The organism is Serratia sp. G204Y (assembly GCF_051172435.1).
Taxonomy (GTDB): domain Bacteria; phylum Pseudomonadota; class Gammaproteobacteria; order Enterobacterales; family Enterobacteriaceae; genus Serratia; species Serratia sarumanii.
In genome coordinates, this window is record NZ_JBPIZA010000001.1 from 2,616,603 (window position 1) to 2,637,676 (window position 21,074).

Consider the following 21,074-nt stretch of genomic DNA (forward strand, 5'->3'; position numbering starts at 1 on the left):
TGTGTGAATGCTCGCCATCCCACCCGGTATGGCGTTTTGCGCAGTGTACCGGATTTTCGCTCCGGCTTCAGGTTGCGTGCCATTTTCCCCCGCGCTGGTCACAACGGCGGCAAATGATTACAATACGCGCCCTGCATGTCGCGTAACGCAACTTTCGCTCCGCACTGAGTAATGGCAAGTCAATGACGAAAAAACTACATATCAAAACCTGGGGCTGCCAGATGAATGAGTACGATTCATCGAAAATGGCCGACCTGTTGAACAGCACGCACGGCTTCGAGTGGACCGAAAACGCCGAAGAGGCGGACGTGCTGCTGCTGAACACCTGCTCGATCCGTGAAAAGGCGCAGGAGAAAGTTTTCGCCATGCTGGGGCGCTGGCGCTTGCTGAAAGAAAAGAACCCGTCGGTGATCATCGGCGTCGGTGGTTGCGTGGCCTCGCAAGAAGGTGAACTGATCCGCAGCCGCGCGCCCTGCGTTGACGTGGTATTCGGCCCGCAGACCCTGCACCGCCTGCCGGAAATGATCAATCACGTTCAGGGCACCCGCAGCCCGGTGGTCGACATCAGCTTCCCGGAGATCGAAAAGTTCGACCGTCTGCCGGAACCGCGCGCCGAAGGCCCGACCGCATTCGTGTCGATCATGGAAGGCTGCAACAAATACTGCACCTTCTGCGTGGTGCCTTACACCCGCGGCGAGGAAGTGAGCCGCCCGAGCGACGACGTGCTGTTCGAAATCGCCCAACTGGCGGCGCAGGGCGTACGCGAGGTCAACCTGCTCGGCCAAAACGTCAACGCTTACCGCGGCGCCACGCATGACGGCGATATCTGCTCGTTCGCCGAACTGCTGCGCCTGGTGGCGGCCATCGACGGCATCGATCGCATTCGCTTCACCACCAGCCACCCTATCGAGTTCACCGATGACATCATCGCGGTGTATGAAGACACGCCGGAGCTGGTCAGCTTCCTGCATCTGCCGGTGCAGAGCGGTTCGGATCGCATCCTGACCATGATGAAACGTGCGCACACCGCGCTGGAGTATAAGGCGATTATCCGCAAGCTGCGCAAGGCGCGGCCGGCCATTCAGCTCAGCTCCGATTTCATCGTCGGTTTCCCGGGCGAAAGCCAGGCCGATTTCGAACAGACCATGAACCTGATCGCCGACGTCAATTTCGACGTCAGCTTCAGCTTCATCTATTCGTCGCGCCCGGGCACCCCGGCGGCGGACATGGTCGACGACGTCAGCGAAGAAGAGAAAAAACAGCGGCTGTATATTCTGCAGGACCGCATCAACCAGCAGGCGCTGCAGTTCAGCCGCCGCATGCTCGGCACCGTCCAGCGCATTCTGGTGGAGGGCACCTCGCGCAAAAGCGTGATGGAGCTGGCCGGGCGCACGGAGTGCAACCGTGTGGTAAACTTCGAGGGCACGCCCGACATGATCGGCCAGTTCGTCGACGTGGAAATTACCGAGGTGCTGACCAACACCCTGCGTGGCGCAGTGGTGCGCACCGAACAGCAGATGGATCTGCGCGTACATGAATCCCCGCAGTCGGTGATCGCCCGTACCCGCAAAGAAAACGCGCTGGGCGTCGGCATTTACCAGCCCTGACGCCGCGGCGGCCGCCTTATCGCCGCCCATTCGCGCTACTCCTTACCGTTTCTCCGCCGGGCGTCCGCGCCCGGTGATTTGCTTTTTTATTTTTTTATTGTTGAAGAGGCGACATAACATGCAACTCCCACACTGCCCGAAGTGCAACTCCGAATACACCTACCAGGACAATGCCCTGTTCATCTGCCCTGAGTGCGCCCACGAGTGGAGCGACAGCGCCCCGGCGGAAGATCAGGACACGCTGATCGTCAAAGACGCCAACGGCAACCTGCTGGCGGACGGCGACGCGGTCACCGTGATCAAAGACCTGAAGGTCAAAGGCAGCTCCTCGATGCTCAAGATCGGCACCAAGGTGAAAAACATTCGCCTGGTCGAAGGCGATCACAACATCGACTGCAAAATCGATGGCTTCGGCCCGATGAAGCTGAAATCCGAGTTCGTGAAAAAGAACTGATTCCCAGCGGCCTTGTTCTGTGATGACGCGGCGGGCTTTGCGCCCCGCCGCGTTTTTTCCTTTTCTTCCCTTGAATTTCGCCGACGGCGCACAGATAGATCAGCGGTAAACTTGCGCCGTTGCGGCGCACCATGAATAATTCAAGAAAGAGAGTATTCAGGCTCGCCCTGAACGCGCGCGTCCCGGACGCGCTATGTGACATCAACCAGGCCCGATGTGACCTAGAGGAATAGTTTGAACGTCGCAACACAAGAAATTTTGTTAGAGCCCGCAGACAACAAGCGTTTGCTCAGCCTGTGCGGCCCGTTTGATGACAACATCAAACAACTCGAGCGCCGATTGGGCATCGAAATCAATCGCCGCGACAACCGTTTCAAGCTGGTCGGCAAAAACCTGTGCGTGGCCGCCGCCGCCGATATCCTGCGCCATCTGTACGTGGATACCGCGCCGATTCGCGGCGTGATCCCGGATATCGATCCGGAGCAAATCCATCTGGCCATCAAAGAGAGCCGGGTGCTGGAACAGGTGGCCGACAGCGTGCCGGATTACGGCAAGGCGGTCACCATCAAAACCAAGCGCGGCATGGTGAAACCGCGCACGCCCAACCAGGCGCAGTACATCGCCAACATTCTCGATCACGACATCACCTTCGGGATCGGCCCGGCGGGCACCGGCAAGACCTACCTGGCGGTCGCCGCCGCGGTAGATGCGCTGGAGCGCCAGGAAATTCGCCGCATTCTGCTGACCCGTCCCGCGGTCGAAGCCGGTGAAAAGCTGGGCTTCCTGCCGGGTGATCTGAGCCAGAAGGTCGATCCCTATCTGCGCCCGCTGTACGACGCCCTGTTCGAAATGTTGGGCTTCGAGCGCGTGGAGAAGCTCATCGAGCGCAACGTGATCGAAGTCGCGCCGCTGGCCTATATGCGCGGCCGCACGCTGAACGACGCCTTTATCATTCTGGATGAGAGCCAGAACACCACCATCGAACAGATGAAGATGTTCCTGACGCGCATCGGCTTCAACTCGAAGGCGGTCATCACCGGCGACGTCACCCAGATCGACCTGCCGCGCAACCAGAAATCCGGCCTGCGCCACGCGGTGGAAGTGCTGTCGGACGTGGAAGAACTGAGCTTCAACTTCTTCCACAGCGAAGACGTGGTGCGCCACCCGGTGGTGGCCCGCGTGGTCATTGCCTATGAGGCCTGGGAAGCGGCCGAACAGAAACGCAAAGACGCGATTGCCGAACAACGTAAGCGCGAGGCGCTCGCCGCCTCCGAGCAGGAGACACCATGAGCCAGGTGATTTTGGATCTGCAGATTGCCTGTGAAAGCGGCGACGGCCTGCCGGATGAGGCCACCTTCCAGCGCTGGCTGGAAGGCGTGCTGCCGCAATTTCAGGAAGAGGCCGAGGTGACCGTGCGTCTGGTTGACGAAGCGGAAAGCCACGAGCTGAACCTGACCTACCGCGGCAAAGACAAGCCGACCAACGTGCTCTCTTTCCCGTTCGAGGCCCCGCCGGGCATCGAGCTGCCGCTGCTCGGCGATCTGATCATCTGCCGCCAGGTGGTTGAACAGGAAGCGATTGAGCAAGGCAAGGCGCTGGAGGCCCACTGGGCGCATATGGTTGTCCACGGCAGTCTTCATCTGCTAGGGTATGACCACATCGAAGACGATGAAGCCGAAGAAATGGAGTCTTTGGAAACCGAAATCATGCACGGACTGGGCTATCCTGATCCGTACCTGGCGGAAAAAGACCCCGTCTGACGTCAGCCGTTTACCCTACAGCCCCCTGCGGGGCTGTCGCTGACGCCCCTTAACTCTGACATGAGTGACAGTAACGAAAACGCCATGAGCGACGACCATTCACAAAGCAATGACAGCCCCAGTCCCAAGAAGGGGTTCTTTACTCTTATCCTTAACCAGCTGTTCCACGGCGAGCCTAAAAACCGTGGCGATCTGGTCGAGCTGATCCGTGATTCCGAACAAAACGACCTGATCGATCCCGATACTCGCGACATGCTGGAAGGCGTGATGGATATCGCCGAGCAGCGCGTGCGCGACATCATGATCCCCCGCTCCCAGATGGTGACGCTCAAGCGCAACCAGACGCTGGAAGAGTGCCTGGACGTGATTATCGACTCCGCCCACTCGCGCTTCCCGGTGATCAGCGAAGACAAAGATCACATCGAAGGTATCCTGATGGCTAAGGATCTGCTGCCGTTCATGCGCGCAGACTCCGAGCCGTTCAGCATCGACAAGGTGCTGCGCACCGCGGTGGTGGTGCCGGAAAGCAAGCGCGTCGACCGGATGCTGAAAGAGTTCCGCTCCCAGCGCTATCACATGGCGATTGTCATTGACGAATTCGGCGGCGTGTCCGGCCTGGTCACCATCGAAGACATTCTGGAACTGATCGTCGGCGAGATCGAAGACGAATACGACGACGAAGACGATCTGGATATCCGCCAGCTCAGCCGCCACATGTACACCGTGCGCGCATTGGCCCCAATCGAAGACTTCAACGAAGCCTTCGGCACCCATTTCAGCGACGACGAGGTCGATACCATCGGCGGTCTGGTGATGCAGGCCTTCGGCCACCTGCCGGCGCGCGGGGAAACCATTGAAATCGAAGGTTACCTATTTAAAGTTGCCATGGCCGACAGTCGACGTATTATCCAGGTTCATGTAAAAATTCCGGACGATTCTCCACCACCGAAACTGGAAGATTAAATCCAACATGGCTAAAGCCTCATTACTTGAACGCCAGCGGGTTCGCGCCCTGCTGGCGCTGTTGTCAGGTGCCGGCGGGACGCTGGCGTTCTCACCCTACGACTTCTGGCCCGCGGCCATCGTCTCCCTATTCGGCCTGCTGGCCGTCACCCTCAATCGCACCGCCAAACAGTCCGCCCTGCTCGGCTTTGTCTGGGGCTTCGGGCTGTTCGGCAGCGGCATCAACTGGGTGTATGTCAGCATCGCCGATTTCGGCGGCATGCCTTTCGCCGTCAACGTCTTCCTGGTGGTGCTGCTCGCCGCTTACCTGTCGCTGTATACCGGGCTGTTCGCCGGGCTGTTGACGCGCCTGTGCCCGGCCACTCGCTGGTGGCGGCTGGCCATCGCCGCGCCGGCGCTGTGGCAGGTGACCGAATTCCTGCGCGGCTGGGTGCTGACCGGCTTCCCCTGGCTGCAGTTCGGCTACAGCCAGATCAACGGCCCGCTGAAGGGCATCGCGCCGCTGCTGGGCGTCGACGCCATCACCTTTGTGCTGATGGCCATCGCCGGTCTGCTGGTGTATGCCGTCAATCAGCGCCGCCTGTCGGCTGCGGTCATCGCCGCCGCGCTGCTGCTGTTGCCGTGGCCGCTGCGCCAACTGCAGTGGTTTACCCCGCAGCCGGAGAAAGCGGTGAACGTCGCCTTGGTGCAAGGCAACATCGCCCAGTCGATGAAATGGGATCCGAAAGCGCTGGTCAGCACGCTGCAAACCTATCTGGACGAAACCCGTCCGTACGTGGGCAAGGCGCCGATCGTCATCTGGCCGGAGTCCGCCATCCCGGATTATGAAGCCAACCAGAACGGCTTCCTGACCATGATGGACGACCTGATGCGGGCGAAGAACAGCAGCCTGATCACCGGCATCGTCGACGTGCGCGCCACGCCACAGGGCCAGCAGATCTACAACAGCGCCATCGTGCTCGGCGAGCCGACGCCATACAGCTACCCGGACAAGAATCGCTACAACAAGCACCACCTGGTGCCGTTCGGCGAATTCGTGCCGCTGGAGACGCTGCTGCGGCCGCTGGCGCCGTTCTTCGATCTGCCGATGTCTTCCTTCAGCCGCGGCGACTATGTGCAGCCGCAGCTCAGCGTGCGCGGGTACAACCTGACGGCGGCCATCTGCTACGAAATCGTGCTGGGCCAGCAGGTGCGCGATAACTTCCGCCCGGACACCAACTTCCTGCTGACCATCTCCAACGATGCCTGGTTCGGCCACTCCATCGGCCCGTGGCAACACTTCCAGATGGCGCGCATGCGGGCGCTGGAGCTCGGCCGGCCGCTGCTGCGCAGCACCAATAACGGCGTCACCGCCGCGGTGGACGCGAACGGCGAGGTGATCGCCGAGATCCCGCAGTTCACCCGTCAGGTGCTCGAAGTGAAGGTCACGCCGACCACCGGCGTCACGCCTTATGCGCGCTTCGGCGCCACGCCGCTGTGGGTGATTACCCTGCTGCTGGGCGGCTGGGCGCTGATGTTGGGCCTGCGCCGCAAATAATCCTCTCCGTCGGGGCGCGCCCGCCGCGCCCCACTTTCCCGTCAATATCCCCACCTCAGTCAGAAAATGCCGTTAAATCAACGCGGCTGGCACACTCCTTGCTTTTATCTATGGCGACCTCGCGCGCCGGTTTACTTTTGCTGACGTTTTGTCGCACCTGCGCACATTTTGGGTGCATCGAGCGCACCGCACGAGTGCGTCAGCGTTTTGTTGCATTGATTTGGTGCGCGCGGCGTCTCAAAAAATGAAACATTTTAGTTTCAAGATATTCACAATCGGTTATTTTTTAACGGCTATCCGTTCTAAGACTATCTTTATAACTTGAGCAATAAATAGTCGGTTTAACCTGACGCTCTTTAGTCAGAGCCACCACAACAGCAAAGGAGTTGGACCATGCAAATGCGTAAATTGGCGTTATCGTTACTGCTGCTCGGTATGGCAGGTAGCGTAGCGCATGCGGAAGACCTGACCGGTACGCTGAAGAAAATCAAAGACAATGGCGTGATCGTTGTCGGCCACCGCGAATCGTCAGTGCCGTTCTCCTACTACGACAACCAACAAAAAGTTGTGGGCTACTCTCAGGACTACTCCAACCAAATCGTTGAAGCCGTTAAGAAAAAGCTGAATGCACCGAATCTGCAGGTGAAAATGCTGCCGATTACCTCGCAGAACCGCATCCCGCTGCTGCAAAACGGCACCTATGATTTCGAGTGCGGCTCCACCACCAATAACCTCGAGCGCCAAAAACAGGCCGCCTTCTCCGACACCATTTTCGTGGTCGGCACCCGCTTGCTGGTGAAAAAAGGCTCCGACATCAAAGACTTTAAAGACCTGGCAGGCAAACCGGTGGTGGTCACCTCCGGCACCACCTCCGAAGTGCTGCTGAACAAGCTGAACGACAGCGGCAAGATGAACATGCGCATCATCAGCGCCAAAGATCACGGCGATTCCTTCCGCACTCTGGAAAGCGGCCGCGCCGTGGCCTTCATGATGGATGACGCCCTGCTGGCGGGCGAGCGCGCCAAGGCCAAGAAACCGGATCAGTGGGAAATCATCGGCACGCCGCAGTCGAAAGAGGCCTACGGCTGCATGCTGCGTAAAGACGACCCTGAGTTCAAAAAACTGGTCGATGACACCATCGCCCAGGCGCAAACTTCCGGTGAGGCGGCCAAGTGGTTTGACAAATGGTTCAAACAGCCTATCCCACCAAAACAGCTCAACATGAACTTCGAACTGTCGGACGACATGAAGCAACTGTTCAAAGAGCCTAACGACAAAGCGTTGAACTAAATAGAACAAAAGCCGGGGCGGCCGCCAGGCCAAACCGGCCCAGTTGATGACTGGGACAGACAGGAATGAGGGGGGCCGTTCCCCTCCCTCATTTTCCCCAAGGCGCGCCACCGACATCCGTACACAACAAGCCAGCCAGACTGGCCGCGCGGCGATCGGCGCTCATCAAGTCATCAATCTTCGGCGCCCTGCGCCCGTTTATCGGAGTTTGTTATGTCAATAGATTGGAACTGGGGTATCTTCCTGCAGCAGGCCCCGTTTGGGAACACCACTTACCTCGGCTGGATCTGGTCCGGCTTTCAGGTCACGGTGGCCCTCTCCGTCTGTGCATGGATTATCGCTTTCTTCGTCGGTTCGCTGTTCGGTATCTTGCGTACCGTGCCCAACCGCTTTCTTTCCACTCTCGGCACCTGTTACGTCGAGCTGTTCCGCAACGTGCCGCTGATCGTGCAATTCTTTACCTGGTATCTGGTGATCCCCGAGCTGCTGCCGGTCAATATCGGCACCTGGTTCAAGACCGAGCTGGATCCCAACGTGCAGTTCTTCGTCTCTTCCATGCTTTGTCTGGGGCTGTTTACCGCCGCCCGCGTTTGCGAGCAGGTGCGCGCCGCCATTCAATCCCTGCCGCGCGGCCAGAAAGCCGCCGGGCTGGCGATGGGCCTGACGCTGCCGCAAACCTACCGCTACGTGCTGTTGCCGAACGCCTATCGGGTGATCGTGCCGCCGATGACCTCGGAGATGCTCAACCTGGTCAAAAACTCCGCCATCGCCTCCACCATCGGGCTGGTGGACATGGCCGCGCAGGCCGGCAAGCTGTTGGATTACTCCGCACACGCCTATGAATCCTTTACCGCCATCACGCTGGCTTATATCGGCATCAACGCCGTTATCATGCTGTTTATGCGTCTGGTCGAAAAGAAAGTGCAGTTGCCTGGCAACCTGGGGAGTAAATAATGTACGAATTTGACTGGGCGTCGATCGTCCCAAGCTTCCCTTATCTGCTGCAGGGCATGGTGATCACGCTGAAGATCACCGTGACCGCCGTCGTGGTCGGCATCCTGTGGGGCACCGTGCTGGCGGTGATGCGCCTGTCGCCGTTCAAACCGATCAGCTGGTTCGCCACCCTGTACGTCAACCTGTTCCGTTCGGTGCCGCTGGTGATGGTGCTGCTGTGGTTCTATCTGGTGGTTCCAAGCTTATTACAACAGGTTCTAGGGCTGTCGCCGAAAACCGATATTCGCCTGATCTCGGCTATGGTAGCCTTTTCCCTGTTTGAAGCGGCTTATTATTCGGAAATCATCCGCGCCGGCATTATCAGCATCTCGCGCGGCCAATCTTCCGCCGCGCTGGCGCTGGGCATGACCCACTGGCAATCCATGCGGCTGGTGATCCTGCCGCAGGCGTTCCGCGCCATGGTGCCGCTGCTGCTGACCCAGGGCATCGTGCTGTTCCAGGATACCTCGCTGGTTTACGTACTGAGCCTGGCCGACTTCTTCCGCACCGCGTCGACCATCGGCGAACGCGACGGCACCCAGGTTGAAATGATCCTGTTCGCCGGCTTTGTCTATTTTGTTATCAGCCTCGCCGCCTCGGCGCTGGTAAGCTATTTGAAGAAAAGGACTGTTTGATGATATCCCTGAAAAATGTTTCCAAGTGGTACGGTCACTTTCAAGTGTTGACCGATTGCACCACCGAAGTGAAAAAAGGCGAAGTGGTCGTCGTCTGCGGTCCTTCAGGTTCCGGCAAGTCCACCCTGATCAAAACCGTCAACGGCCTGGAGCCGATCCAGCAGGGAAGCATCCTGGTGAACGGCACGCCGGTTAACGACAAGAAAACCAACCTGGCGCAGCTGCGCGCCAAGGTCGGCATGGTGTTCCAACACTTTGAACTGTTCCCGCACCTGTCCATCATCGACAACCTGACGCTGGCGCAGGTAAAAGTGCTCAAGCGCGATAAGACCGCCTCGCGCGAGAAGGGCCTGAAGCTGCTGGAGCGCGTCGGCCTCACCGCCCATGCCAACAAATTCCCCGGTCAGCTGTCCGGCGGCCAGCAGCAGCGCGTCGCCATCGCCCGCGCGCTGTGCATGGATCCGATCGCCATGCTGTTCGATGAGCCGACCTCGGCGCTCGATCCGGAAATGATCAACGAAGTGCTGGACGTGATGGTCGAACTGGCGAACGAAGGCATGACCATGATGGTGGTGACCCACGAAATGGGCTTCGCCCGCAAGGTGGCGAATCGCGTGATCTTTATGGACGAAGGCAAAATCGTCGAAGACCGCAACAAAGACGATTTCTTCAACAACCCTGAATCCGATCGCGCCAAGGACTTCCTGGCCAAGATCCTGCACTGATCGCGCAGTCCCCTAAACCCAAGCGCCCCAAGGGGCGCTAGTTTTTCGGCGCCCATGCGCCTGAATGCCCCTCATTGCCGCCTCAACAAAGTTAGGATTTATCTTAAACCCCCCGTTGCGATGACCGTAAACAACGCGCGATCCTGCAGGCTGTCCTACCTTTGATGATTAACTCACCCATCAGAGAGGCTGGCATGATTCAACTGGTACAAGCGGAGTACAACATCAAATCCGGTTATCCGATTGTTCGACGCACGTTGGAAGACAAGAAGAAACTGATTGAAAAACCGGGTTTCGGGCCGGAGTCCTGTTGCGCCACCATCGAATACCAGCTGCGCGGCAGCACTCGCTATGCCTTTGGCAATAGCCAGATGAAAATGGAGATGCCGCCGGATATCTACACCCATAACTGGGTCAAGCTTCATGCCGAAATGGCCGCGCTGGTTGCGGCGATAAGGCGCATCGAACGCTTTGACGCCGATAAGGAGCAGGTGCCGATCACCAACGTGTATATCGAGCTGCGCCCCTGCGAGGCCAACTGCATGCAGGCACTGCAAAATATCTTGTCCGACGGCACTACCGTCTATTACTCCTTCTTGCACCCAAACGAGGTGGAAGAATGGAAACGCAGCGCTCATGAACTCTGCGGTGTCTGAACGCCTTATCCCGTCGCGCTAACGCCCGGCACTAAAAGCGCTTGTTTCTCCCCGGTTTTGATCCGATGCTCGCTGGATAACAAACAGAGGAGAAAGAACATGCCCCGCCCTATTATCATCGATTGCGATCCCGGCCTCGACGACGCCATCGCGCTGGCCATGGCGCTGCGTTCGCCGGAGCTGGACGTCAAAGCCATCACCACCTCCGCCGGCAACCAGACGCCGGAGAAAACCCTGCATAACGCGCTGGGCCTGTTGACCCTGATGGGGCGCGAGGACATACCGGTCGCCGCCGGCGCCGGCGGCCCGCTGATGCGCGAGCTGGTGATCGCCGACTATGTCCACGGCAAAACCGGCATGGGCAACACCCACCTGCCGGCGCCGACCCTCAAACCCGATCCCCGCGGCGCCATCGAGCTGATCGCCGACCTGCTGCGCGCCAGCCCGCAGCCGATAACCCTGGTGGTGACCGGCCCGATGACCAACATCGCCCTGCTGTTGGCCCAGCATGCCGAGCTGAAAAGCCGCATCGAGCGCATCGTATTTATGGGCGGCGGCATGAACGCCGGCAATACCACGCCGGTCGCGGAGTTCAACATCTTCGTCGATCCCGAAGCCGCCGAAATGGTGCTGAAATCCGGCGTGCCGCTGACCATGGCCGGCCTGAACGTCACCCATCAGGCGCTGGTGTTGCCGCAGGATATCGAACGCATTCGTCAGATAGCCAATCCGGTCGCGCAGGCGGTCGCGGAGATGCTCGATTTTTACCTGCCGCTGTATCTCAGCCACCCGCGCGGCCTGCCCGGCGCGGCGATGCACGATCCCTGCACCATCGCCTGGCTGCTGGCGCCGCAGCTGTTTACCGGCGTAGAGCGCTGGGTGGGGGTGGAAACCAAGGGGGAATACACCGCCGGGATGACGGTGGTGGACTATTTCCAGCAAACCGGCAACGCGGCCAACGTGGAAGTGCTGACCGGCATCAACCGCGAAGGCTTTATCGATCTGCTGGCCGAGCGCGTAGCGCGTTATTGATCCCATCGGGGCGCATTCGCGCCCCTAGTTCAATTTTTTTGATTTAACTCAGCGAATTTTTGCGCTATCACTGTTCCTGGCTTGCCTCTACCATGCGTTTACACCGACTGACATCGTCACCGATTAGACTTCGCCTGGAGATAAGCCAATGAGCCGCGTACTGGTCCTTAAATCAAGTATTCTGGGTGAATATTCCCAGTCTGGAAAATTAGTCGATTTTTTTGTTGAACAATGGCGTGAAACTCACCCTGAAGACAGGTTCACCGTGCGCGATTTGGCCAACCCGACGCTGCCGGAGCTGGATGGTGAAGTGATGGCCGGTTTTACCGCCGGCGATAAACCGCTGACGCCGCACCAGCAAAGCACCCTGGCACTGTCCGATGAGCTGATTGCCGAGCTGAAGTCGCACGACACGCTGATCATCAGCGCCCCGATGTACAACTTCAACATCCCGACGCAGCTGAAGATCTACTTTGATCTGATCGCCCGCGCCGGTCAGACGTTCCGCTATACTTCCGCCGGCGCCGAAGGGCTGGTGACAGGCAAGAAAGCGATCGTCATCTCCAGCCGCGGCGGCATCCACGCCGACACGCCGACGGATCTGATCACGCCGTACGTGAAGCTGTTCCTGGGCTTTATCGGCATCACCGACGTTGAATTCGTGCTGGCGGAAGGCTTCGCCTACGGCCCGGAAGCGGCGGAGAAAGCCGCCCAGGACAGCCGCATCGCGGTCGCGCAGAAAATCCCGGCCGGCGTCGCCGTACCGGCCAGCGCACCGGCGCAGGCGCAAGCCGCCCCGGCTACCGTCAGCGGCGGTTTCCTCAGCAACCTGCTGAAGAAACTGTTCCGCTAAACGCCGGCCTTAGCGTTCCCCGCCCTGCCGGGGAACGCCATCAAGGTTCAAACGGCCGCCGCTGGAACTGGTCGTGGCCGCATTTCGGGCACAGCGGCAGCACCTCCGGCGTGTAGAACGCCAGGTGGTAGTGACACTGCTCGCACACCAGATTGCCCAGCCCCACCACTTCACCGCTGTGGTAAACGCCGTGGTGGCTGACATCCTTGAACACCTCGCGCCACTCCAGCTGGGTTTTGTCGGTGATATCCGCCAGTTCCTGCCACAGGCTCTCTTTGATCACCCGCATAAACACGCTGTCGGTAAACTCGTCCCGGCTCTCCTGATAGCTGCGGGCGAACTCTTCCAAATCGCGCCGCACTGCCTGCGTCACCTGCCGCACCTCATCGCGGGTCAGATCCTCGGCCTCGTTCAACCGCCGCTCCGCGCTGGCCACCAGTTCGTCGATATCGCGTTCACCGTTTTTCAGGCGTTCGGTCAGCGATGCCACCAATTCGCGGTAATACTGAGCAACCTTGTTCATAGACTCTCCTCGATAAACGCTGCGCCGGACTTGGCTGTAGGGATACCCCTAAGCTACTTGTTCTTATTTTAGCCGTAAATGACTGATGTCACTTGGCAAGACGCGGGATCCGCAGGTTGTGAGCCGCGTCATGACGACGCTTTTTTTAAATGCGCCGAATCAGGCGCTTGGAGTTGTTGCCGGGAGGTCTTATCAGCTATGCTATGCGGATCTACGAATACTAAATGTTCATTGCGTTGCCTCTGACCGGGGCAACGGTTTACACCTACAGGACCACCGGCCGCCATGCAAGAGCAATACCGTCCAGAAGACATAGAATCGAACGTACAGCTTCACTGGCAAGAGAAGCAGACTTTCAAAGTTACCGAAGACGACAGCAAGGAAAAGTACTACTGCCTATCCATGCTGCCTTACCCGTCCGGCCGACTGCACATGGGCCACGTTCGTAACTACACTATCGGCGACGTGATCTCGCGCTATCAGCGCATGCTGGGCAAAAACGTGCTGCAGCCGATCGGCTGGGATGCGTTCGGCCTGCCGGCGGAAGGCGCGGCGGTGAAAAACAACACCGCACCGGCCCCGTGGACCTACGACAACATCGAATACATGAAGAACCAGCTGAAACTGCTGGGTTTCGGCTACGACTGGGATCGCGAAATCGCCACCTGCCAGCCGGAATACTACCGCTGGGAACAGTGGTTCTTCACCAAGCTGTATGAAAAAGGCCTGGTCTACAAGAAGACCTCGGCGGTGAACTGGTGCCCGCACGATCTGACCGTGCTGGCCAACGAACAGGTTATCGACGGCTGCTGCTGGCGCTGCGACACCAAGGTCGAGCGTAAAGAGATCCCGCAGTGGTTCATCAAAATCACCGCCTACGCCGATCAGCTGCTGAACGATCTGGACACGCTTGAAAGCTGGCCGGAGCAGGTGAAAACCATGCAGCGTAACTGGATTGGCCGCTCCGAAGGCGTGGAAATCACCTTCGACGTGGCGGACAGCGAAGAGAAGCTGACGGTTTACACCACCCGTCCCGACACCTTCATGGGCGCCACCTACGTGGCGGTCGCCGCGGGCCACCCGCTGGCGCAACAGGGCGCGCGCAACAACCCGGCGCTGACCGACTTCATCGACGAATGCCGCAACACCAAAGTTGCCGAAGCCGAAATGGCGACGATGGAGAAGAAAGGCATGCCGACCGGCCTGTTCGTTGTCCACCCGCTGAGCGGCGAGAAGCTGCCGGTGTGGGTCGCCAACTTCGTGCTGATGGAATACGGCACCGGCGCCGTGATGGCGGTACCGGCGCACGACCAGCGCGACTGGGAATTCGCCACCAAATACGATTTGCCGATCAAACCGGTGATCCTGAACCTCGACGGCAGCCAGCCTGACGTGAGCGCCGAAGCGATGACCGACAAAGGCGCGCTGTTCAACTCCGGCGAGTTCGACGGCCTGGACAATGAAGCGGGCTTCAACGCCATCGCCGACAAACTGGTCGCCAAGGGCGTAGGCCAGCGCAAGGTCAACTACCGTCTGCGCGACTGGGGCGTTTCCCGTCAGCGTTACTGGGGCGCGCCAATCCCGATGGTGACGCTGGAAGACGGCACCGTGATGCCGACGCCGGAAGACCAGTTGCCGGTGATCCTGCCGGAAGACGTGGTCATGGACGGCATCACCAGCCCGATCAAGGCCGATCCTGAGTGGGCGAAGACCACCGTCGACGGCCAGCCGGCGCTGCGTGAAACCGATACTTTCGACACCTTTATGGAGTCTTCCTGGTACTACGCGCGCTACACCTGCCCGCAGTATGACCAAGGCATGCTGGATCCGGCCGCCGCCAACTACTGGCTGCCGGTCGATCAATATATCGGCGGCATCGAACACGCCATCATGCACCTGATGTACTTCCGCTTCTTCCACAAGCTGATGCGCGATGCGGGCCTGGTGGATTCCGACGAGCCGGCCAAGCGCCTGCTGTGTCAGGGCATGGTGCTGGCCGACGCCTTCTACTACACCGGCAACAGCGGCGAGCGCGTCTGGGTGTCCCCGGTTGACGCCACCGTCGAGCGCGACGACAAGGGCCGCATCATCAAGGCCACCGATCCGCAAGGCCGTGAACTGGTCTATGCTGGCATGAGCAAAATGTCGAAGTCGAAAAACAACGGCATCGACCCGCAGGAGATGGTGGAAAAATACGGCGCGGACACCGTGCGTCTGTTCATGATGTTCGCTTCACCGGCAGAAATGACGCTGGAGTGGCAGGAATCCGGCGTGGAAGGGGCTAACCGCTTCCTGAAACGCGTGTGGAAACTGGCCTACGATCACGTGGAAAAAGGCGCGGTGCAGCCGCTCGACGTAGCGGCGCTGAACGAAGATCAGAAAGCGCTGCGCCGCGATCTGCACAAAACCATCGCCAAGGTGACCGATGACATCGGCCGCCGTCAGACCTTCAACACCGCGATCGCCGCCGTGATGGAGCTGATGAACAAGCTGGCCCGCGCACCGCAGGAGAGCGAGCAGGATCGCGCGCTGCTGCAGGAAGCGCTGCTGGCCGTGGTTCGCATGCTGTATCCGTTCACCCCGCACGTATGCTTCACGCTGTGGCAGGCGCTAGGCGGCGAAGGCGACGTGGACACTGCGCCATGGCCGGTTGCCGACGAGCAGGCGATGGTCGAAGACTCCAAACTGGTGGTGGTGCAGGTGAACGGCAAGGTTCGCGCTAAAATCACCGTATCCGCCGATGCGACCGAAGAGCAGGTGCGCGCGCGCGCTGCCGAAGAGCATCTGGTGGCTAAATATCTGGACGGCGTCACGATTCGCAAAGTGATCTACGTTCCGGGCAAACTGCTTAACCTGGTTGTGGGTTAACACAAGGAGGAATTGTGCGACAACGCATTCTGACGCTGTTGCTGGGGTTGGCGGTGCTGGTCACCGCCGGCTGCGGTTTTCACCTGCGCGGCACCACGCAGGTGCCTAATGAAATGAAAACGCTGATCCTGGACAGCGCTGACCCTTACGGCCCGTTGACGCGCTCGGTGCGCGAACAGCTGCGTCTGAACGACGTGACTATCGTCAGCGATCCGAAGCGTAAAGACGTGCCTTCCCTGCGCATCGTCGGCGCGACGGAAAGCCAGGATACCGCTTCGATCTTCCAGGACGGTAAAACCGCCGAGTACCAGCTGGTGCTGACCGTGCAGGCGCAGGTGCTGATCCCGGGCCATGACCTGTATCCGCTGTCGGTGAAAGTGTTCCGTTCCTTCTTCGACAACCCGTTGACCGCGCTGGCCAAGGACTCCGAACAGGAGATCATTCGCCAGGAAATGCGTGAGCAGGCGGCGCAACAGCTGGTGCGCAAACTGCTGGCCGTGCATGCGGCGGAAGAAGATAACCGGCAGAAAGCCGCTGCCGCCGGTGAACGAGCGGCAAGCCAAACCGCACAATGATCCGCATTTATCCGGAACAACTTGCCGCGCAGCTCCGAGAGGGGCTGCGCGCTTGTTATTTATTGAGCGGCAATGAACCGCTGCTGCTGCAGGAGAGCCAGGATTTGCTCCGGCAGGCCGCGCAACAGCAGCAGTTCAGCGAGCACTACAGCATTTCCCTCGACGCCCATACCGACTGGGACGCCATCTTCGGCATCTGCCAGGCGATGAGCCTGTTCGCCAGCCGCCAGACGCTGCTGCTGATCTTCCCCGAAAACGGCCCGACGGCGCCGATCGGCGAACAGCTGACCAAGCTCGCCACGCTGCTGCACGAGGATATCCTGCTGATCCTGCGCGGCCCGCGCCTCACCAAAGCGCAGGAAAATAGCGCCTGGTTCAAGGCGCTCAGCCCGCACGGCGCCCTCGTCAGTTGCCAGACGCCGGAACAGGCGCAGCTGCCGCGCTGGGTCGCCACGCGCGCCAAGGCGATGAAGCTGGAGTTGGACGACGCCGCCAATCAGCTGCTGTGCTACTGCTACGAAGGCAACCTGCTGGCGCTGTCGCAGGCGCTGGAGCGGCTGTCGCTGCTGCATCCGGACGGCAAGCTCACGCTGCCGCGCGTCGAACAGGCGGTGAACGACGCCGCCCACTTCACGCCGTTCCACTGGCTGGATGCCCTGCTGGCCGGCAAGAGCAAGCGCGCCTGGCATATTTTGCAGCAGCTGCAGCAAGAAGACGTGGAGCCGGTGATCCTGCTGCGCACCCTGCAGCGCGAACTGCTGCTGTTGCTGACGCTGCAGCGCCGCATGGCTTCCGCGCCGCTGCGCACGCTGTTCGATCAGCACAAGGTCTGGCAGAACCGCCGCCCGCTGGTGACCCAGGCGCTGCAACGCCTGTCCGGCCTCCAGCTGCAGCAGGCGGTACAGCTGCTGACGCAAATCGAGCTGACCCTCAAGCAGGACTATGGCCAGTCGGTCTGGCCGGAACTGGAAACCCTGTCGATGCTGCTGTGCGGCAAACCCCTGGCCACGAGTTTTACCGATGCCCACTAACCCGGAACACCCCACCGTTTTGCACGCGCTGTTCGGCGGCACCTTTGACCCGATCCACTACGGCCACCTGCGGCCGGTGGAAGCGTTGGCCGCCGAAGTGGGCCTGAATCGCGTCACGCTGCTGCCTAACCACGTGCCGCCGCACCGCCCGCAGCCGGAGGCCAATGCGCAGCAGCGCCTGAAGATGGTCGAGCTGGCGATCGCCGGCAATCCGCTGTTTGCCGTCGACGATCGCGAACTGCACCGCACCACCCCCTCCTACACCATCGAGACGTTGGAAACGATTCGTAAAGAGCGTGGCGCCGCCCAGCCGCTGGCGTTTATCATTGGTCAGGACTCGCTGCTGACGCTGCATAAGTGGCACCGCTGGCAGGCGCTGCTGGACGTGTGTCATCTGCTGGTGCTGGCGCGCCCGGGCTATAACGATCGCATGGACACGCCGGAACTGCAGCAGTGGCTGGAACGCCATCGCACCGCCGACCCGGCGCTGCTCAGCCGTCGCCCGCACGGCCATATCTATTTGGCCGATACGCCGGAGCTGGAAATTTCCGCCACCGAGATCCGTCAGCGCCGCCATCAGGGCCTCAACTGCGACGACCTGCTGCCACGCCCGGTGCAGCGCTATATCGAGTTGCAGGGTTTATATCGCTAGCGAAAGGTGCGTGATATACTGCGCCGCTATTTTTCAGGTATCCGCTGAAAACCCCGGAAACCTTAGCTGGCCGGGCAGTCACCAGTTAGCTGGCTTTCAGCGGCAGCCTGCCGAAACCATTATCCGGTTACGCCGCGGCGCGCGCATTTTGCCCGCCGCAGCCGACTGAACAGAACACACCCAAGGGGGAACCTTTGCAAGGTAAAGCGCTCCAAGATTTCGTCATCGATAAAATCGATGATCTGAAAGGCCAAGACATTATCGCTCTGGACGTCCAGGGCAAATCCAGCATCACCGATTGCATGATCATCTGCACCGGCACCTCGACTCGCCACGTGATGTCGATCGCCAGCCACGTGGTGCAGGAATCCCGTGCCGCGGGCATGGAGCTGTACGGCATGAAAGGCCAGGAAGCCTCCGACTGGATCGTGGTCGATCTGGGCGAAGTGATCGTACACGTGATGCAGGAAGAGAGCCGTCGCCTGTACGAGCTGGAAAAACTCTGGAGCTAAGCGGTGAAACTGCAATTGGTGGCGGTCGGCACCAAAATGCCAGACTGGGTGCAAACCGGCTTTATGGATTACCTGCACCGCTTTCCCAAAGATATGCCGTTTGAGCTGACCGAGATCCCGGCGGGCAAACGCGGCAAAAACGCCGACATCAAGCGCATTCTGGACAAGGAAGGCGAACAGATGCTGGCGGCGGTGGGCAAAGGCAACCGCATCGTTACGCTGGATATCCCAGGCACGCCGTGGGAAACGCCGCAGCTGGCGCAGCAGCTTGAACGCTGGAAGCAGGATGGCCGCAACGTCAGCTTACTGATCGGCGGCCCGGAAGGGCTGGCGCCCGCCTGCAAAGCCGCTGCCGAGCAAAGCTGGTCACTGTCTCCGCTGACGCTGCCGCATCCTTTGGTGCGCGTCCTGGTGGCCGAAAGCCTCTACCGCGCCTGGAGTATTACTACAAATCATCCTTACCACCGGGAATAGCCGGTGGTGACCGTGACAGAGTGAAATAAAGCAGCGGGATGAAAATAGAACGTAACCCTTTTCGCGACTATACGGCTGAATCCGCCCTGTTTGTACGCCGCGCCCTGGTGGCGTTTCTGGGCATCCTGGTGCTGTCCGGCATCCTGATCGCCAACCTGTATAATCTGCAAGTGCTCCGCGTCGAGGATTACCGCACCCGCTCCAACGAAAACCGCATTAAGCTGGTGCCCATCGCGCCCAGCCGCGGCATTATCTACGATCGCAACGGCACCCCGCTGGCGCTCAACCGCACCATTTATCAGCTGGAGCTGATGCCGGAGAAGGTTGACGATCTCAAAGCCACGCTGCAGGCGCTGCGCACGGTGGTCGATCTGACCGACGACGACATCACCAATTTCGAAAAAGAGCGCAAGCGTTCGCGCCGCTTCGTCTCCATTCCGGTGAAAACCGCGCTGACCGAGGTGCAGGTCGCCCGCTTTGCGGTCAATCAGTTCCGCTTCCCCGGCGTGGAAGTGAAAGGTTACCAGCGCCGCTACTATCCTTACGGCTCCGCCCTCACCCACGTCACCGGCTACGTGTCGAAGATCAACGACCGCGACGTCGAACGCCTGGACAAAGACGGCAAACTGGCCAACTACGCCGCCACCCACGATATCGGCAAACTGGGCATCGAACGCTATTACGAAGACACGCTGCACGGCAAAACCGGTTACGAAGAGGTTGAAGTCAACAACCGCGGCCGGGTGATCCGCCAATTGCACGAGCAGCCGCCTTCCGCCGGTCAGGACGTCTACCTGACGCTCGATCTTGAGCTGCAGCGCTACATCGAGCAGCTGCTGGTGGGCAGCCGCGCCGCGGTGGTGGTGAGCGATCCGCGCACCGGCGCCATCCTGGCGATGGTGTCCAACCCGAGCTACGATCCGAACCTGTTCGTGGACGGCATTTCCAGCAAGGATTATCAGGGGTTGCTGAACGATCCGAATCGCCCGCTGATCAACCGCGCCACGCAGGGGGTTTACCCGCCCGCGTCGACGGTGAAACCTTATATCGCAGTGTCGGCACTCAGCGCCGGCGTGATCACCAAGAACACCGTGGTGTTCGATCCCGGCTGGTGGCAACTGCCCGGCTCGGAAAAACGCTTCCGCGACTGGAAAAAATGGGGCCACGGCCGGCTGAACGTCACCAAGGCGCTGGAAGAGTCCGCGGATACCTACTTCTATCAGGTCGCCTATGACATGGGGATCGATCGGCTGTCGAGCTGGCTGACCAAATTCGGTTATGGCCAGTACACCGGCATCGATCTGGCCGAAGAGCGTTCCGGCCTGATGCCGACGCGCGAATGGAAGCTGAAACGCTATAAAAAACCGTGGTATCAGGGCGACACCATTCCGGTGGGCATCGGCCAGGGCTACTGGACCGCCACGCCGATCCAGATGGCCAAGGCGCTGAACACCCTGATCAACGACGGCACCGTCAAAACGCCGCACCTGCTGCAGAGCACCCGCGTCAACGGCGCGCTGGTGCCGTTCAAACAGGAAGAGAGCACGCAGATCGGCGATATTCACTCCGGCTTCTGGGAAATCGCCAAAGACGGCATGTACGGGGTGGCCAACCGTCCGAACGGGACGGCGCGCAAGTACTTTGCGGACGCACCTTATAAAGCCGCGGCGAAATCGGGTACCGCACAGGTATTCGGCTACGAAACCTACAACGCCCACAAACTGGCGGAGCACCTGCGCGATCACAAGCTGATGACCGCCTTCGCGCCGTTCAACAACCCGACGGTGTCGGTCGCCATCATTCTGGAAAACGGCGGCTCCGGTCCGGCGGTGGGCACCATCACCCGCCAGATCCTCGACCATATCATGCTGGGCGACAACAATACGCAATTGCCAAGCGAGGCCCCGCTGCCGCCTGGCGTAGAAGGTGACTAA

21 protein-coding genes are annotated in these 21,074 nt (G+C 60.0%); 20 read left to right on the plus strand and 1 reads right to left on the minus strand.

Annotation, left to right across the window (positions count from 1 at the left end; all coding sequences use genetic code 11):
• Nucleotides 1-182 precede the first annotated feature (182 nt).
• The 13 genes from miaB to ACSBQQ_RS12940 all read left to right on the plus strand — a co-directional run bounded on the left by miaB (nt 183) and on the right by ACSBQQ_RS12940 (nt 12,505).
• Nucleotides 183-1,607: a tRNA (N6-isopentenyl adenosine(37)-C2)-methylthiotransferase MiaB gene (gene miaB, locus ACSBQQ_RS12880; protein WP_049195581.1), complete on the plus strand. Its 1,425-nt coding sequence runs from the start codon at nt 183-185 to the stop codon at nt 1,605-1,607.
• Nucleotides 1,608-1,725: 118 nt separating this feature from the next.
• The gene (locus tag ACSBQQ_RS12885; RefSeq protein WP_049195580.1) at nt 1,726-2,061 is read left to right on the plus strand and encodes a zinc ribbon domain-containing protein YjdM; all 336 of its coding nucleotides are present in this window, start codon (nt 1,726-1,728) and stop codon (nt 2,059-2,061) included.
• Nucleotides 2,062-2,295: 234 nt separating this feature from the next.
• Nucleotides 2,296-3,351: a PhoH family protein gene (locus tag ACSBQQ_RS12890; RefSeq protein ID WP_033637443.1), complete on the plus strand. Its 1,056-nt coding sequence runs from the start codon at nt 2,296-2,298 to the stop codon at nt 3,349-3,351.
• Nucleotides 3,348-3,821 carry an rRNA maturation RNase YbeY gene (gene ybeY, locus ACSBQQ_RS12895; protein ID WP_033637441.1) on the plus strand — a complete coding sequence of 158 codons (474 nt, stop codon included), beginning with the start codon at nt 3,348-3,350 and terminating at the stop codon, nt 3,819-3,821. Before ACSBQQ_RS12890 ends, ybeY begins: the two co-directional genes overlap by 4 nt.
• Before the next feature lie 84 nt (nt 3,822-3,905).
• Nucleotides 3,906-4,784 (plus strand): CNNM family magnesium/cobalt transport protein CorC, encoded by an 879-nt coding sequence (corC, locus tag ACSBQQ_RS12900; RefSeq protein WP_004939973.1) that lies wholly within the window; start codon nt 3,906-3,908, stop codon nt 4,782-4,784.
• A 7-nt stretch (nt 4,785-4,791) separates the two neighbouring features.
• Entirely contained in the window at nt 4,792-6,321 is a 1,530-nt protein-coding gene (gene lnt, locus ACSBQQ_RS12905; protein WP_039566937.1) for an apolipoprotein N-acyltransferase, read from the plus strand.
• A gap of 393 nt (nt 6,322-6,714) precedes the next feature.
• The gene (locus ACSBQQ_RS12910) at nt 6,715-7,611 is read left to right on the plus strand and encodes an amino acid ABC transporter substrate-binding protein (protein ID WP_033637439.1); all 897 of its coding nucleotides are present in this window, start codon (nt 6,715-6,717) and stop codon (nt 7,609-7,611) included.
• 213 nt (nt 7,612-7,824) lie between these two features.
• Complete coding sequence (locus tag ACSBQQ_RS12915; RefSeq protein ID WP_033647195.1) at nt 7,825-8,565, plus strand: amino acid ABC transporter permease; 741 nt, start codon at nt 7,825-7,827, stop codon at nt 8,563-8,565.
• Nucleotides 8,565-9,239, plus strand: a complete 675-nt coding sequence (gene gltK / locus ACSBQQ_RS12920) for a glutamate/aspartate ABC transporter permease GltK (RefSeq protein WP_033637438.1) — start codon at nt 8,565-8,567, stop codon at nt 9,237-9,239. The genes ACSBQQ_RS12915 and gltK overlap by 1 nt, the downstream gene beginning before the upstream one ends.
• Nucleotides 9,239-9,964 (plus strand): amino acid ABC transporter ATP-binding protein, encoded by a 726-nt coding sequence (locus ACSBQQ_RS12925; protein ID WP_033637437.1) that lies wholly within the window; start codon nt 9,239-9,241, stop codon nt 9,962-9,964. The genes gltK and ACSBQQ_RS12925 overlap by 1 nt, the downstream gene beginning before the upstream one ends.
• Before the next feature lie 194 nt (nt 9,965-10,158).
• Nucleotides 10,159-10,620, plus strand: coding sequence for a hypothetical protein (locus tag ACSBQQ_RS12930; RefSeq protein WP_039566939.1), 462 nt, complete (start codon nt 10,159-10,161; stop codon nt 10,618-10,620).
• Between the two features lie 99 nt (nt 10,621-10,719).
• Nucleotides 10,720-11,652 carry a pyrimidine-specific ribonucleoside hydrolase RihA gene (gene rihA / locus ACSBQQ_RS12935; protein ID WP_039566941.1) on the plus strand — a complete coding sequence of 311 codons (933 nt, stop codon included), beginning with the start codon at nt 10,720-10,722 and terminating at the stop codon, nt 11,650-11,652.
• A gap of 148 nt (nt 11,653-11,800) precedes the next feature.
• Complete coding sequence (locus ACSBQQ_RS12940) at nt 11,801-12,505, plus strand: FMN-dependent NADH-azoreductase (RefSeq protein ID WP_033647198.1); 705 nt, start codon at nt 11,801-11,803, stop codon at nt 12,503-12,505.
• Nucleotides 12,506-12,545: 40 nt separating this feature from the next.
• Here ACSBQQ_RS12940 and ACSBQQ_RS12945 read toward each other — a convergent pair whose 3' ends face one another.
• Nucleotides 12,546-13,028, minus strand: a complete 483-nt coding sequence (locus tag ACSBQQ_RS12945; RefSeq protein ID WP_025301844.1) for a zinc ribbon-containing protein — start codon at nt 13,026-13,028, stop codon at nt 12,546-12,548.
• A 285-nt stretch (nt 13,029-13,313) separates the two neighbouring features.
• Between ACSBQQ_RS12945 and leuS the strand changes: the two genes are divergently transcribed.
• The 7 genes from leuS to mrdA all read left to right on the plus strand — a co-directional run bounded on the left by leuS (nt 13,314) and on the right by mrdA (nt 21,074).
• On the plus strand, nt 13,314-15,896 hold the full coding sequence (gene leuS, locus ACSBQQ_RS12950; RefSeq protein ID WP_033637432.1) for a leucine--tRNA ligase: 2,583 nt from the start codon (nt 13,314-13,316) through the stop codon (nt 15,894-15,896).
• Between the two features lie 14 nt (nt 15,897-15,910).
• Nucleotides 15,911-16,471, plus strand: a complete 561-nt coding sequence (gene lptE / locus ACSBQQ_RS12955) for an LPS assembly lipoprotein LptE (RefSeq protein WP_033647199.1) — start codon at nt 15,911-15,913, stop codon at nt 16,469-16,471.
• On the plus strand, nt 16,468-17,502 hold the full coding sequence (holA, locus tag ACSBQQ_RS12960) for a DNA polymerase III subunit delta (RefSeq protein WP_060429365.1): 1,035 nt from the start codon (nt 16,468-16,470) through the stop codon (nt 17,500-17,502). The genes lptE and holA overlap by 4 nt, the downstream gene beginning before the upstream one ends.
• Nucleotides 17,492-18,154, plus strand: coding sequence for a nicotinate-nucleotide adenylyltransferase (gene nadD / locus ACSBQQ_RS12965; RefSeq protein WP_015376938.1), 663 nt, complete (start codon nt 17,492-17,494; stop codon nt 18,152-18,154). The genes holA and nadD overlap by 11 nt, the downstream gene beginning before the upstream one ends.
• A 194-nt stretch (nt 18,155-18,348) precedes the next feature.
• Nucleotides 18,349-18,666 carry a ribosome silencing factor gene (rsfS, locus tag ACSBQQ_RS12970; RefSeq protein ID WP_016928774.1) on the plus strand — a complete coding sequence of 106 codons (318 nt, stop codon included), beginning with the start codon at nt 18,349-18,351 and terminating at the stop codon, nt 18,664-18,666.
• A gap of 3 nt (nt 18,667-18,669) precedes the next feature.
• Entirely contained in the window at nt 18,670-19,140 is a 471-nt protein-coding gene (gene rlmH, locus ACSBQQ_RS12975) for a 23S rRNA (pseudouridine(1915)-N(3))-methyltransferase RlmH (RefSeq protein WP_004940002.1), read from the plus strand.
• A 38-nt stretch (nt 19,141-19,178) separates the two neighbouring features.
• Complete coding sequence (gene mrdA, locus ACSBQQ_RS12980) at nt 19,179-21,074, plus strand: peptidoglycan DD-transpeptidase MrdA (protein ID WP_033637428.1); 1,896 nt, start codon at nt 19,179-19,181, stop codon at nt 21,072-21,074.